This window comes from uncultured Alistipes sp., assembly GCF_910580175.1.
Classification (GTDB): Bacteria; Bacteroidota; Bacteroidia; order Bacteroidales; family Rikenellaceae; genus Alistipes.
In genome coordinates, this window is the sequence record NZ_CAJTXD010000004.1 from 85906 (window position 1) to 100008 (window position 14103).

The 14103-nt window shown below is 60.4% G+C and carries 14 protein-coding genes; 5 read left to right on the plus strand and 9 right to left on the minus strand.

Going from position 1 to position 14103, the window contains the following annotated elements; all coding sequences use genetic code 11:
* Positions 1-172: 172 nt before the first annotated feature.
* The 6 genes from queA to QZ298_RS06280 all read right to left on the minus strand — a co-directional run bounded on the left by queA (position 173) and on the right by QZ298_RS06280 (position 6435).
* Positions 173-1222, minus strand: a complete 1050-nt coding sequence (queA, locus tag QZ298_RS06255) for a tRNA preQ1(34) S-adenosylmethionine ribosyltransferase-isomerase QueA (RefSeq protein WP_296006832.1) — start codon at positions 1220-1222, stop codon at positions 173-175.
* Positions 1223-1297: 75 nt separating this feature from the next.
* Positions 1298-2026, minus strand: coding sequence for a tRNA pseudouridine(55) synthase TruB (gene truB / locus QZ298_RS06260; protein WP_296006835.1), 729 nt, complete (start codon positions 2024-2026; stop codon positions 1298-1300).
* A complete protein-coding gene (locus tag QZ298_RS06265; RefSeq protein WP_296006839.1) occupies positions 2023-2814 on the minus strand; it encodes an undecaprenyl-diphosphate phosphatase in 792 nt (263 codons plus the stop codon). Before QZ298_RS06265 ends, truB begins: the two co-directional genes overlap by 4 nt.
* A 4-nt stretch (positions 2815-2818) precedes the next feature.
* Positions 2819-3064: a DUF3098 domain-containing protein gene (locus QZ298_RS06270; protein ID WP_296006841.1), complete on the minus strand. Its 246-nt coding sequence runs from the start codon at positions 3062-3064 to the stop codon at positions 2819-2821.
* A 1-nt stretch (position 3065) separates the two neighbouring features.
* A complete protein-coding gene (locus QZ298_RS06275; RefSeq protein WP_296006844.1) occupies positions 3066-3950 on the minus strand; it encodes a permease-like cell division protein FtsX in 885 nt (294 codons plus the stop codon).
* A 10-nt stretch (positions 3951-3960) separates the two neighbouring features.
* On the minus strand, positions 3961-6435 hold the full coding sequence (locus tag QZ298_RS06280) for a hypothetical protein (protein ID WP_296006847.1): 2475 nt from the start codon (positions 6433-6435) through the stop codon (positions 3961-3963).
* Positions 6436-6770: 335 nt separating this feature from the next.
* Between QZ298_RS06280 and QZ298_RS06285 the strand changes: the two genes are divergently transcribed.
* Positions 6771-7760: a polyprenyl synthetase family protein gene (locus QZ298_RS06285; protein ID WP_296006850.1), complete on the plus strand. Its 990-nt coding sequence runs from the start codon at positions 6771-6773 to the stop codon at positions 7758-7760.
* A gap of 37 nt (positions 7761-7797) precedes the next feature.
* Complete coding sequence (locus tag QZ298_RS06290; protein WP_296006853.1) at positions 7798-9054, plus strand: MFS transporter; 1257 nt, start codon at positions 7798-7800, stop codon at positions 9052-9054.
* A 112-nt stretch (positions 9055-9166) separates the two neighbouring features.
* Here QZ298_RS06290 and rplS read toward each other — a convergent pair whose 3' ends face one another.
* On the minus strand, positions 9167-9544 hold the full coding sequence (rplS, locus tag QZ298_RS06295) for a 50S ribosomal protein L19 (protein WP_296006855.1): 378 nt from the start codon (positions 9542-9544) through the stop codon (positions 9167-9169).
* A gap of 465 nt (positions 9545-10009) precedes the next feature.
* Here rplS and surE point away from each other — a divergent pair, with 465 nt between their 5' ends.
* From surE to QZ298_RS06310, 3 genes are read left to right on the plus strand one after another with little or no spacing between them, the layout of a single operon-like run.
* A complete protein-coding gene (gene surE / locus QZ298_RS06300; RefSeq protein WP_296006858.1) occupies positions 10010-10786 on the plus strand; it encodes a 5'/3'-nucleotidase SurE in 777 nt (258 codons plus the stop codon).
* 32 nt (positions 10787-10818) lie between these two features.
* Positions 10819-11796: a histidine kinase gene (locus QZ298_RS06305; protein ID WP_296006861.1), complete on the plus strand. Its 978-nt coding sequence runs from the start codon at positions 10819-10821 to the stop codon at positions 11794-11796.
* A complete protein-coding gene (locus QZ298_RS06310) occupies positions 11793-12431 on the plus strand; it encodes a response regulator transcription factor (RefSeq protein ID WP_296006864.1) in 639 nt (212 codons plus the stop codon). The genes QZ298_RS06305 and QZ298_RS06310 overlap by 4 nt, the downstream gene beginning before the upstream one ends.
* 136 nt (positions 12432-12567) lie before the next feature.
* Here the strand turns inward: QZ298_RS06310 and efp are convergent, their stop codons facing one another.
* Positions 12568-13140, minus strand: a complete 573-nt coding sequence (gene efp / locus QZ298_RS06315; protein ID WP_296006867.1) for an elongation factor P — start codon at positions 13138-13140, stop codon at positions 12568-12570.
* A gap of 243 nt (positions 13141-13383) precedes the next feature.
* On the minus strand, positions 13384-13992 hold the full coding sequence (locus tag QZ298_RS06320) for a polysaccharide deacetylase family protein (protein WP_296006871.1): 609 nt from the start codon (positions 13990-13992) through the stop codon (positions 13384-13386).
* Between the last annotated feature and the right edge of the window lie 111 nt (positions 13993-14103).

Consider the following 14103-nt stretch of genomic DNA (forward strand, 5'->3'; position numbering starts at 1 on the left):
TAAGTTTTAAGGTCGGAAAACCGGCTCCTCGGGCCGCTCCCTTCGCGGTCGTCTCCTGGCGGGCCGCCCTGTGCGAGGGTCGCTCTTCTGCGAAACCGGGACACACCAACGCAAGATGGACTGCGAATATTGCAGGGCGCCGCTTGTATTTTGCAAAGATAGTGAAAAAATATTAAAGAATAAGCATCGCGTCGCCGTAAGTGCCGAAGCGGTATCCTTCTTCTTTAGCGATTTTGTAGGCCTTCATCACGTTTTCGTAGCCGCCGAACGCCGCCACCATCATCAGCTGCGTGGAGTAGGGCAGGTGGAAGTTCGAGACCATCGCATCGGCGACCGAGAAGTCGTAGGGTGCGAAGATGAACTTGTTCGTCCAGCCCTCCGAGGCCTTGATCATGCCGCCCGTCGAGACGGCGGTTTCGATCGTGCGCATGACGGTGGTGCCGATCGCCACGACCTTGCGTCCGTCGCGTTTGGCGGCGTTGACCGTCGCAGCGGTTTCTTCGGTCACGAAGAACTGCTCGGAGTCCATCTTGTGTTTCGAGAGGTCTTCGACATCTACCGTGCGGAAGTTGCCCAGCCCGACGTGCAGCGTGACGAACGCGCTGTCGATCCCCTTGATCTCCATGCGTTTGAGCAGGTGCTTCGAGAAGTGCATGCCGGCCGTAGGGGCCGCCACGGCGCCCTCCTTGGCGGCGAAGATCGTCTGGTAGCGTTCGGCGTCCTGGGGTTCGACCTTTTCGCGCACCCACTTGGGCAGCGGGGTTTCGCCCAGGGCGAAAAGCGCTTCCTTGAATTCCTCGTAGGAGCCGTCGAAAAGGAAGCGCAGCGTGCGGCCGCGCGAGGTGGTGTTGTCGATCACTTCGGCCACCAGCAGGTCGTCGTCGCCGAAATAGAGCTTGTTGCCTATGCGGATCTTGCGCGCCGGGTCGACCAGCACGTCCCACAGGCGGAGTTCGCGGTTCAACTCGCGCAGCAGGAAGATTTCGATCTCGGCGCCGGTCTTCTCCTTGTTGCCGTAGAGACGTGCAGGGAAAACCTTGGTGTCGTTGAACAGAAAGAGGTCTTTCTCGTCGAAGTATTCGATGATGTCCTTGAACTGGCGGTGTTCGACGGTGTCTTTGGCGCGGTCGATGACCATCAGGCGCGATTCGTCGCGGTTGTCGGCCGGATAGCGGGCCAGCATTTCGGGCGTGAAATCGTAGCCGTACTGCGATAGTTTCATAGCGGGGAAAGGTTTCTCAAAAAGGTTTCTCGGTGGAATCGTGTGTGACAATACTAATTGTATACGCAAAAAAATCTATTTTGTTTCGATCTCGTGCAGATTTTTTATCAGCTCCTCCAACTGCCATGCCTTTTCGGCTGTGAAGCCGCCGCTGCGCGTGCGGCGCAGCGAGGAGAGGTGGGCGCCGCTGTCGAGCACTTCGCCTATTTCGCCGGCCAGCGAACGGATGTAGGTGCCTTTGCTGCAACGCACTCGGATGCGTATGCGGGGCAGGGCATATTCTTGGAGTTCGATTTCGTAGATATGGATCGGAGCCTTGCGCAGCTCTACGGAGTCGGTCGTCCCGCCCGCCCGGGCCAGTTCGTAGGCCCGCATGCCGTCGATCTTCTTGGCTGAATAGAGCGGCGGCGCCTGGAGCCGCTCCCCCTCCAGGGAGCGGAGCGCTTCGACGACTTTCTCGCGGGTGATGTGTTCGGTCGGGTAGGTGCGGTCGATGGGGTGTTCCAGATCGAAACTGGGTGTCGTGGCGCCCAGCACGACGTCGGCTACATACTCCTTTTCTTCGGCTTGCAGCGCCTCGACCATCTTCGTGGCGCGGCCGATGCAGACCAGCAGCACGCCCGTGGCCAGGGGGTCGAGCGTCCCGGCATGCCCCACTTTGATGCGGGGATAGCCTATCTTGCGGAGCGCGAACTTGATCTTGCGCACCACGTCGGTCGACGTCCACTCCAGCGGCTTGTCGATTACGGCGATGTAGCCCTGCTCGAAATCGAGACCGCGCAGGTCGGTTGCTTCGGGCGTCATAGGGCGTAGCTGATAATGGATACGGCGCCCGCTGCCGCGCAATAGATCGCGAACCAGATCAGACGTCCCCGCTTGACGATTTCGAGCATGAAGCGGCAGGCGGCGCAGCCGGTAACGAACGCAGCGAGAAACCCTGCCAGCAGCGGCCCTGCGGCGATGCCCGACGTCAACTCTCCCGAACAGATTTCGAGGAACGTCTCGCCTAAAATGGGCGCCAGCACCATCAAGAACGAGAATTGCGCCACGGCGGCTTTTTCATTGCCCAGCAGCAGCCCCGTGGCGATGGTCGTGCCCGACCGCGAGAGGCCCGGCATGGCGGCGCAGGCCTGCGCTACGCCGATGATGAAGGCGTCGCGGTAGGAGATGATCTCTTTCTGCCGTGGTTTGGCGTAGTAGGCGAAAGCCAGGAGTGCGGCCGTGAGCAAGAGCATGGCTCCCACGACTGCCAGGATCCACGGTGCGTTGAGCAGCGCGTCGATGCGGTCTTTCAAGGCGAAGCCCACGATGCCGATCGGAATCATCGAGAGCGCCAGTTTCAGCACATAGGCCTGCTCGGCGTTGAAGCGGCGCGAGAACATCCCCCCGAGGAGCCGGCGCACCTCGGCGTGCAGAACCGCCAAGGTGCTCAACACCGTGGCGGCGTGCAGCGTCACGTCGAACGTCAGGTTTTCCTCGATCTGCACGCCCAGCAACTCCTTGGCGATCTGGAGGTGTCCGCTGCTCGAAACGGGCAGGAATTCGGTAATTCCCTGCACGATGCCCAATATAATGGCTTGAAGCGTATCCATCGGGTCACTCGTAGCGTTTCAGGATGGCATAGATTTCCAGCACGAAGCCGCCGACGGTCACGATCGGTGCCAGCGTGATGCGGCGCCACGAGAACATGGCGTAGTCGAACTCGTCGGGCGAATCGCTGCCGCCGCCGGTCATGAGGACGAATCCCAGCACGATGACGGCGAAACCGACGGCCAGCAGGATGTAGTTGCGGCGTGTGAGCGGCAGCCGGGGATTGTCGGGAGTGTTGTTCGGTCGTTTCATGTCAGTAAAGATAGATTTTGTTCGATTTCATGTTGACGAATTTGTTGAGGGCCGCCCAAGTGAAGAGTCCCGAGATGACCACGCCGCCGCCGATCATCGTGCCGAAGATCAGACCGCCCGTGCGGCTCGCCTCCGCCAGGGCCTGCAACTCGGGCACGGCTTCGTTCAGTCCGTAGGCGGCCAGCGCCAGCAGCAGCGAAGCCGCCGTGCCGGCCAAGATGCCCTGCGTGATGCTGCTGGCCAGGAACGGCCGCATGATGAACCACTTGGTGGCGCCGACCAGTTTCATGGTGTTGATCTGGTAGCGTTTCGAGAAGATCGCCAGCCGGAGGGTGTTGCTTACCAGGATCATCGAAACGAGGAGCAGCGCTCCGCCGAAGAGCAGCAGGATGAAGCGGATTTTTCCCACTGTGGCGTGGAGCCGCGCCGCCATGAGGGCCGGGTAGCTCACATGTTCGACGCCCGAAAGGTGGGAGATGCCCGTGATGAAGGCGTCGATCGCCTCCTTGTCGGACGAATGCGCCGTGAGGGTCAGTTCGTAGGAGTCCAGCAGCGGATTTTCGCCCAATACCTCGTCGAATTCGCTGCCGAACATCTTTCGGAACTCTGCATCTTCCAGTTTCTCTTCCTTGGGTACGTAGACGATCCCGCCCACCAGCTCTTGGTCGGCGACCCGTTCGGCGATCGCTTCGCGTTGCTTGTCGGTCAGCCCGTTTTTCAGTTCCACCGACACCTGGATGCTCGATTGCAGCGTGCGGGCCACCTCCATGGCCGCCAGCATCAGGTAGCCCACCGACCCCAGGAGAAAGAGCACCAGCGTGATGCTGACCGTGGATACGATGTAGGAGTTGCGGACTTTGCGTTTGAGTCGTTTGTCGTCCTTCATGTTCAATGCGTTATTCTGTGCGTTTGGTTTTTATTACCCACAAGATGAGCGCCGTCAGAGCCGCCGCCAGAATTGCCAGCGAGGCGGCCAGCGTCGCGCTTTCGACCGCCGTCCAGTGCGGGGCGCGGAAGCGCCATTCGACCGTGTGGCTGCCGGGCGGCAAGAGCATGGCGCGCAATACGTAGTCGGCCCGGAAATAAGGCGCCGGTTCGCCGTCGATGAAAGCGCTCCAGCCGTCGGCATAGTAGATTTCGGAGAATATGGCCACAGCTTCTTGCGGGGCGGAATATTCGTACTTCAGGTAGTTGGGGCGGTATTCCGTCAGCTCGATGCGGGCCGCCGGATCGGCTGGTGCTGCGGCAGGCAGAGGCGTGTCGGTCGCGACGACCGCCGTCGTGCGCAGGTCGAGGCTCCCCAGCGCGTCGATTTCGGCTTGGGCCGTCGGGGCGCAGACCACCGAGTCGACGAACCAGGCGGCGCCGAATGCCGTGTCGCGGAAGACGGCTTCGGGCTGTCCGTCGTTGCCCGGAACGATCGCATAGCGCGTGTTGAGCATGTCGAGCACCCCCTCGTCGAGCGACGAAAGATAGCGGTCGATCAAATCTTGGTAGCGGGCCAGCTTGGCGCCATGATAACCGCCGACCGACCGGTGGAAATAGGAGGTCGTGGCGTCGTTGAAGGGGCTGACCGTGAGGTTGATGACGCGGTATCCCGGTGTTGTGTCCGCCAGAATCGCCTGGTCGGCGGCCGTAGGAGCGATCTGCCGGCGGCGGGCCGGCACGAAGTCGTCGGACGAAAGGAAACGCAGGTCGACGGGCACCAGGTCGAGCAGCATGACGCCGGAAAGCAGGGCGACGAGCACGTATCGGTTGATCTTGCGCCGCACGAAAAGCAGCGTGCACCCTGCCGCAAGCAGAATCATCGCCAGCGACCGCCAGGCATCGGCCCGCATCATCGCTGCGCGTTCGGTTGCCATTGCGTCGGCCGTCCGTTCGCCCCACTCGACATCCATGCCGCGGTCGATGTAGGCTTGCAGACCGTTGGCCTCGAAGATGCGGTGGTACTGGTCGGTCATCATCGCCGCGCTCTGGTCGCGTCCGAAGTCGAACAGGGCGCCGCCCGTCGTGGCCAGCAGCAGGCAGAGACCGCCCGTGATGCCGGCCGCCCAACCTATGGCCCGCAGCCGCCGCCCGCGGGGAATCTCGTCGCGCCACAGCCGCATGAGCGCCAGCGCACCCAGCATCGGCACGGCCCATTGCACCACCACCAGTGTCATCGAGACCGTGCGGAACTTGTTGTATCCGGGCAGCCACCTGAAGGCCCATTCGGTCAATCCCATCAGGTTGCGGCCCCAGGCCAGCAGGATCATCAGCCCGCAGATGGCGGCGATCCACCATTTGTTGCGGCCGCGGGCCAGCGCCAGGCCCAGCGCGGCCAGGAAAAGGGCTGCGGCGCCCAGGTAGGTCGGGCCGCCCGTATAGGGTTGCGTGCCCCAGTAGGCCGGGAGTTGCTGGGCGGCTCCGCGCAGTCCCAGTTCGCCGGTCACGGAGGCCACTTCGCCGTTGCGCGAGAAGGTCGTGCCCGAATCGCGCCCCATGAAGTCGGGCACGAGCAGGTTCAGCGTCTCGGCGCGTCCGTAGCTCCAGGCCGTGGCGTAGTCCAGATCGAGTCCGCTCCGTTTTTCTGTCGTGTCTGCGGTCAGTTCCGAGCCGCCGCGGATGGTCTCTTTCGTGTGGCGGGCCGTATACCAGAGGGGGGCGAAGTTGGATGCTACGGCCAGTATGCCGGCGCCGAGGAGCGCGGCGGTGCGCAGGCCGAAGTCGCGCAGCCGTTTTTCGCGCAGGGCGACGATCGCGTCGTTGATCCACAGCGCCGCCATCGCCAGCAGGAAGTAGTAGGCGATCTGCGGGTGGTTGGCACCGATTTCGAGCGACGCGAACAAAGCTGTGAGCGCCGCACCGTAGAAGATGTTGCCGCGCAGGGTCATCCAGGTGCCTCCGAGCATCAGAGGTGCGTAGACCAGCGCCCACATCTTGGTCAGGTGCCCCGCGCCGATAATGAGCAGCAGGTAGGTCGAGAGTCCGTAGGCCAGGGCTGCGACGATGCCGACCCAGGGGTCGACGCCCGTCATCAGGAGCATGAGCCACATGGCCGTCATGGCGAAAAAGAGGAAGGCGGCCGGCGTGTCGAGTATCTTGGTAATCTGTCCCGCCGTGCGTTTGACCAGCTGGGCCGGGTAGGCCACATTGATCAGGTAGGCGGGCATCCCGCCGAACATGCCGCCCGTCCACTGGGGGTCTTCGCCGCGCTCCAGGCGCATTCGGGTAATGTCGTGGGCCATGCCTTCGTATTGCACCACATCGTGCTGGGGCAGCGCTTCGCCACGGAACTGAGGGGCGAAATAAGCGGCGCTTACCACAAAAAAGAGCGACAGCGCGGCCGCTGCCGGCAGCAGCAGCCGAACGAAACCTTTCGAAAGAATCATCTCCATTGTGCTTAACCGAGTGCCGGAGCTGCGGGGCCGCAGGTAAAACGGAGTCGTCCGATCCTGCCGGGGCGAAGCAGCTAAGGCGGAGCCAAAGGTACGAAAAAATAGTCACTTGGCACGTGGCAATCGTGAAATTTCATTATATTTGCAGTTGGTTAAAATGCAAACCGGGAACATTTTTCCGGCAAGGCGACGGGTCTTCGTTCCGCAGGGGTGCCGCAGGCGCGCCCGCAGGTTGCACGGCGGCGCCTTCCACAGCTATCGTCCGGGGCGTCCGGCAGCGGTTCGGGCCGTACGGATCGGGCTGAAAAGCTGCTCTTTACTTCGTTTTTATGATTACACTCGATACCATCCGCAAACCCGTGGCCGCCGATCTGGAGGCTTTCGACGAATTCGTCGACCGGCAGTTTACTGCCGAAGGGGAATTGTTGTCCGGGATGTTGCGCTATGCGCTGTCTTCGCGCGGCAAGGGCGTGCGTCCGTTGCTGGTCATGCTCTCGGCTGCGATGAATGCGCCGTCCAGAGGGGCGACGACCGGCCGCCGGGCCTGCCTGGCCGCCATGCTGGTTGAAATGATCCACATCGCCTCGTTGATCCACGACGATGTGATCGACGAGTCGGATACGCGCCGCGGCCGGCCGTCGGTCAATGCCCGCTGGCAGTCGCACAAGGCGGTCATCTTGGGCGACTACATCCTGGCGCGCAACATGAACATCGGCCTGCGGAGCGGGCAGTTCGACCTGGTCACGCATGTCTGCGGTTCGATGGCGGCGTTGTGCGAGGGCGAGGTGCTGCAAAGCGACTGCGCCGAGCGGCACGCCATGACGCGCCGCACCTATCTGGACATCATCTTCAAGAAGACGGCCAGTCTGATCGGCGTGAGCGCGTCGGCCGGAGCGATGGCCGCGGGCGCCCCCAATGAAAAGGTGGCGCTCATGCAGCGTTTCGGCGAAGCACTGGGCATGGCGTTCCAGATGCAGGACGACATCCTCGACTACAAACCCTCCGCCCGAACGGGCAAACCGGTCTACAACGATCTGCGCGAGGGGAAGATCACGCTGCCGCTGCTCTGCGTGATGGAGCGGATGGACGAGTCGCGCCAGGCCGAGGTGGCCGGCCGGCTGAAGCGCTGCCGCGAGGATGCCTCGTCGCTCGAATATTTGCAGCGTATCGTCGAGAATGAGGATGGTATCTCGCTGGCTACGAGCGTCATGCGCAGTTACCTTTCGCAGGCCATCGAATTGCTTACCGGCTTCGAACCTTCGGAGTATCGTTCGGCGTTGATCGATCTTTGCGCCTATGTGGGCGAGCGGGATCAATAATTGTAAGTTGCGGAAACATTCTTTATCTGAAAATAGCATGAAGCAGAAAAACAGTTATAAGCTGCCTGTCGCCATCATGTTCGCGCTTTTCTTCATGATCGCGTTCGTGACGGGTTTGCCTTCGCCCATGGGCGTCATTGTGGCCAAGCAGTTCGGCGCATCGGCTTTCGAGTCGCAGCTGGGCTTTTTCGCCAACTTCATCGCCTATGCTTTCATGGGCATTCCGGCCGGGTTGATGCTCCGCCGCATCGGTTACAAGAAAACCGCTATGGCGGCCGTGACGGTGGGGTTTGTCGGTGTCGGCGTGCAGTATCTTTCGGGGGCCGTCGGCAGCTTCGCCGTCTATCTGACGGGTGCTTTCATCTGCGGATTCTCGGTCTGCATGCTCAATACGGTGGTCAACCCCATGCTCAATACGTTGGGCGGAGGAGGAGACAAGGGCAATCAGCTGCTTCAGTTCGGCGGCGCCTGCAATTCGATCGGGGCGACGATCGTGCCGTTTCTGGTCGGTTATCTGATGGGCGCCGAGGCCGGGCGCACGATCGAGAAGGCCAATCCGGCGTTGTTCATCGCCATGGCGATCTTCGCGGTGGCATTCGTCGTGCTGGCCGCCTCCAAGATTCCCGAGCCGCACATGGAGCAAGGCGCCGACAAAGCACCGACGTCCGACCGCTACGGCCCGATGTCGTTCCGCCATTTCGTGCTCGGCACGGTGGCGATCTTCATCTATGTGGGTATCGAAATCGGCCTGCCCTCGACGGCCAACCTCTACATGACCCAGGAGTTGGGCATCGACGCGGCCGTGGCCGGATCGATCGTGGGGCTTTATTGGTTGCTGATGCTGGTCGGACGCCTTGTCGGCGGGTCGGTCGGCGCCAGGGTGTCGAGCCGGACGATGATGATTGCCGTTTCGACGGTCGGACTGGCGATGGTCGCTGCGGCGATCTTGCTGCCCGCGTCGTCGGGCGTGGCGCTGCCGGCTTCGCTGGGCGGCGTGAGCGTGCCGGCGAGCGTGGTGCTGATCGTGCTTTGCGGTCTCTGCACCTCGGTCATGTGGGGCGGCATCTTCAACCTGGCGGTCGAGGGACTGGGCAAGTATACGGCTGCTGCGTCGGGCATTTTCATGGTCATGGTCTGCGGCGGAGGCATCATTCCGACGTTCCAGGGCTGGGTGGCCGACCGTATCGGCTACATGGCTTCGTATTGGGTAATGTTCGCTTGTTTCGCCTACCTGCTCTACTATGCGGTAATCGGCTGCCGCAACGTGAACAAGGATATACCGGTTGGTAAATAGTTTGCGACTCCGGCAAGCATGTTGCCGGCAAACGTGTGTGCGCCCTCTTCCCTGCCGACAAAAAAAAGGATGTCTTTCGAAGACATCCTTTTTCTTTTCGACCTTGCGCGGATTATTTCTCCGTGCGGGTCACGCGCTTCTCCTTGATGCGGGCTTTCTTGCCGGTCAGATCGCGCAGGTAGTAGATGCGGGCACGGCGAACCACACCGATCTTGTTGACCTCGATCTTCTCGATGTGCGGCGAGTAGAGTGGGAAGATACGTTCTACGCCCACGCCGTTCGAAATCTTGCGGATCGTGAACATCTTGGTCTTGCCCTGACCCTTGATCTGGATCACTACGCCGCGGAAGCTCTGGAGACGCTCCTTGCTGCCCTCGACGATCTTGTAGGTCACGGTAATCGTGTCGCCGGCCTTGAACGACGGTACGTCGGCGTCCGTCTTGGGCCACATCTGCTCGTTTACGAGCTTGATGATTGCATCCTTGTTCATTGTTGCAACGAATTAGAGTGTTTCGCATTCGACATTCCCGCTGCGCCGGACTACCATGCCGCTGCCTTGAGCCGCAATCCCGCGGCCTGCGGCCGCCTGCGCCGTAGCGCCCAATGAAAGAGGTCGATATACGTTCCCGTAAGGGAGGGCAAAGATAGAAAGTTTTTTCGTTTTGCGCAAGAGCCGAATATTTTTTCCTATATTTGGCTGCGCCCAAGATACTTCGTCTCGGCATAATCAAGCTAACGCTTGCTTCTGCTCTCGACTTTTCGTATATTTAACTTCGTTTTAAATACTCCCGCTCGGCAAAATGCAAGTAAACTTGCTTTTGCGCTCGCTTATTCGTATATTTGTATTCCGGAAACCCGCAGTCGGGGAGACGATCGCGGGGCGCACCGAACCGCTGCCGTTGCGAGGCTGCAAACGTGCTTCGAGAAGTTGCGGACAGGAGAAATCGATGTTGTTATGGAGAATCAACGATTGATATTCGTTACCAACGACGACGGCTACGCGTCGAAAGGGCTGGCGGCGGCCGTCGAGGTGGCGCGCGCTTTCGGCCGGGTGGTGGTCGTGGCGCCCGAGACCGCACAGAGCGGCATGAGCCAGGCCATTACCATGTACAATCCGCTTTACCTGCGCTGCGTGAGTCAGGAGCCGGGTGTCGAGGTCTATGCCTTTTCCGGCACGCCGGTCGACTGCGTGAAGATGGCTTTCGACTATCTGTTGCGCGAGCAGCGGGTCGATCTGGTCATTTCGGGCATCAACCACGGTTCGAATTCTGCTGTCAACGTGCTTTATTCCGGAACGATGGGCGCCGCCATCGAGGGGAGTTTCTACGGGTGTCCGGCCGTCGGCCTTTCGCTCGACGACCATGCGCCCGATGCCGATTTCGAAGCCGCCGTCCGCTTCGGCAGGCAGATCGTCGGGCAGGTGCTCGACGGGCAGGTCGAGCTGCCTCTGTGTCTGAATGTCAACGTGCCTGCCGGGCGGCCCGAGGAGCTGCACGGCATCAAGCTCTGCCGGCAGAACCGCGGTTTCTGGCGCGAGGAGTTCTACCGGCATGAAGACCCGCGGGGCCGCGAGTATTTCTGGCTTACCGGCGAGTTCGTCAACTCCGAGCCTTCCGCCGAGGATACCGACGAGTGGGCGCTCGCCCACGGATGGGTGTCGGTGGTGCCCGTGCAGGTCGACATGACCGACTACGGGCAGTTGAAGAAGCTGGAGTCCTTTTTCCGTCGTTGAGCTAAAAACGTATCGTTTAAAATCATCGGTCTATGTTGATTAAAATCCTGCTTGTCATATCCATCGCCGTGCAGACTTTGGCCACGGTCTATGCCCTGCGGCTGGTGCGCACGACCAAATACAATTCGGTGTGGATTCTTTTCATCGTGGGGTTCTCGCTGCTCTCGGTCGAGCGGCTGGTGCAGTTGCTGATCGCCTGCGGTGCCGAGGTCATTCCCCGTTGGTGGTTCGCCTACCTGGGGATCGTGGTCTCGGTGTGCCTTTCGATCGGCGTGATGTATGCCCATAAGCTCTTCAAGTACATCGCCCGGCTCAACCGCCAGCGGCAGCTGCTCAACAAACGGATTCTCACAGCTGTGCTCCGCACCGAGGAGAAGGCGCGGTCGCGTTTTTCCAAGGAGCTGCACGACGGACTGGGGCCGTTGCTTTCTTCGGCCAAGATGTCGCTTTCGGCTCTCGCGCGCGAGGAGCGCACGCCCGAGCAGCAGGAGATCATCGACAACACGACCTACGTCATCGACGAGGCGATCCGCTCCCTGCGCGAAATTTCGAACAACCTTTCGCCCCACGTGCTCAACGACTTCGGTCTGGCACGGGGCGTGCAGCACTTCATCGATCGCAGTGCCGCGATGCACAACGTGAAGATCCGTTTCACGACCAATCTGCGGGGCGAGCGCTTCGAGACCGACATCGAAGTGATCCTCTACCGCGTGATCTGCGAGTTGATCAACAATTCGCTCAAGCATGCCGCCTGCACGACGGTAAATCTTTCGCTCTCGCAGAACGGCCCGGCGCTCGTGCTGGACTATTCCGACAACGGCCGCGGCTTCAACCCCCAGGCCATGATGGATTGCGGCATGGGCCTTTCGAACATCGCTTCGCGCATCAATTCGCTGGGCGGATCGTTCGACATCGTTTCTTCCAAGGGAGCCGGCATGCGGGCCTCGATCCGTGTGAATACCGTGCAGGAGCCGGCGCCGCGCGTTCGTCGTAACCGTCGCAGAGGATGAAAGCCCGCAACATAGTGCTGGTCGACGACCATTCGTTGTTCCGCAACGGACTTCGCGGACTGCTCGAACACAGCGGCGGTTGCCGGGTCGTGGGCGAGGCCGGCAGCGGCGAGGAGTTCCTGGCCCTGCTGCCGCAGCTGGATGCCGACGTGGTGTTCATGGATTTCTCGATGCCGGGACTCGACGGAGCGCAGACTACCGAGCGGGCGTTGTCCGTGCGGCCCGACCTGCGGATCATTACCTTGTCGATGTTCGGCGAGGAGAGCTATTATTCGCGCATGGTCGAAGCCGGTGCCCGGGGATTCTTGTTGAAAGATTCCGCCATCGGCGATGTGCTCGAAGCCATCGATGCCGTGATGGCGGGCGGGAGCTATTTCAGCCCGCAGCTGCTCGCGTCGCTTACCGACCGGATGCGGACGCGCGAGGATGCCTCCGACGAGCAGCTGTCGTCGCGCGAGCGCGAGATTCTGGTGCTCGTGTGCCGGGGACTCTCCAACCAGGAGATTGCCGATGAACTTTTCATCTCCAAGCGCACGGTCGACAAACACCGGGCCAACATCCTCGAAAAAACCGGTTGCAAGAACACCGCGTCGCTGGTGGTTTTCGCCATCCGCAATGGCATAGTGGAAGTGTGAAAGGAGTCGGCCGCGCGGGAACAAGCGCGATTTTCGTTGGGACTTTGTAAACCCTATTTTTCGTTGTCCGGTAAATACTGCGAGAGGGAAAAACATCGTGTTTTTCCCTCTCGTAGTATGCAGGCGGATTCGCTTTTTACTTGATTCGCTCGTAGTATTCGCGCGTGCGGGTGTCGACGCGGATCTTGTCGCCCGTGTTGATGAACAGAGGCACGCGAACCGTGGCTCCGGTGTTGACCGTGGCGGGTTTGAGCGAGTTGGTCGAGGCCGTGTCGCCCTTGATGCCCGGTTCGGTGTAGGTTACCTCCATGTCCACGATCGGAGGAAGTTCGGCCGAGAGGACGGTCTCCTTTTCGGTGTGGAACATCACTTCGACGATCTGGCCGTCGGCCATCAGGTCGTAGTTGTTGATCAGGCTCTTGTCGATGTTGATCTCCTCGAAAGTCTCGGTGTGCATGAAGTGGGCGCCCAGGTCGTCTTCGTACGTGAACTGGTAGGGTCGGCGCTCCACGCGCACCTGCTCGATCTTCTGGCTCACGGACGAGAACGTGTTCTCCAGAACGCGGCCGTTCTCCAGATTTTTGAGCTTCGAGCGTACGAATGCGGGGCCTTTGCCCGGCTTGCAGTGCTGGAAATCGACTACAAGGAACGTCTTGCCGTCCATTTCGATGCACATGCCGATCTTGATGTCGGCGGCAGTGATTGTCATAAGAATATCGTTTTGAAATTTTTAGCTGCTGACAAAAATAGGAAAAAATCCGCAAAGCTGCAAAAAACCAGATGAGCACTATGCCGATCTGCTATTTTGCGGTGGCGGTTACCCTATTATTTTGGCTGCAAAGATACGAAAGGAGATTCTTCGGGTGTCGATTTTTCGGGGCCGAATTGGGGAGGGGATTTTCGGATGCGATTCTTTGGGTGCGCCGAATGCTATCACTCTCTTTTTCGGGATTCAGATTTCGATTCCCTTGCATTTCCAGCCTGCCTGGCGAATCTTCTCCAGCGTTCGCGGCAGGGCGTAGCGCATGTTGCGGAAGGCCTTTTCGCTGTCGTGGAACACCACGATCGCCCCGGGCGCCAGGTGTTTGGTAACGTTCTTCAGACAGGCGCGGGGCGAGAGACTGCGGTTGTAGTCGCGCGAAATGATGTCCCACATTACCAGTTTGTAGCGCTGGCCCAGAAACCGGGCTTGCGCAGGCGTGATCCGGGCGTAGGGTGGGCGGAACAGATCGCTGCGGATCAGGTCGTTGGCGAAGTCCACGTCTTCGGTGTACCGTTCCAGACTCATGCCCCAGCCTTTTTGGTGGGAGTAGGTGTGGTTGCCTACCTTGTGTCCGGCGTCGAGGATGCGTTGGAACAGATCGGGGTACATCTCGACATTTTTGCCCAGAACGAAGAACGTCGCTTTGGCATCGTACTTGTCGAGTGTGGCCAGTATCCATTCCGTGATGCCCGGCGTGGGGCCGTCGTCGAAGGTCAGGAAAACGCTTTCAGGGTCGTCGATTTCCCAGATCAGATCCGGCAGCAGGCGCCGGATTATTTTCAGAGGTTTCAACCGCATAGCTGTTGCAAAAGTAGTGAAAATCTGCGCCGAAACGAAAAAAAAGAGTATCTTTGTAGATGGAGCGCATTTCGGCGCTCCGGAGCCGTTTCCCCGTTTTCGGCAGTCGGT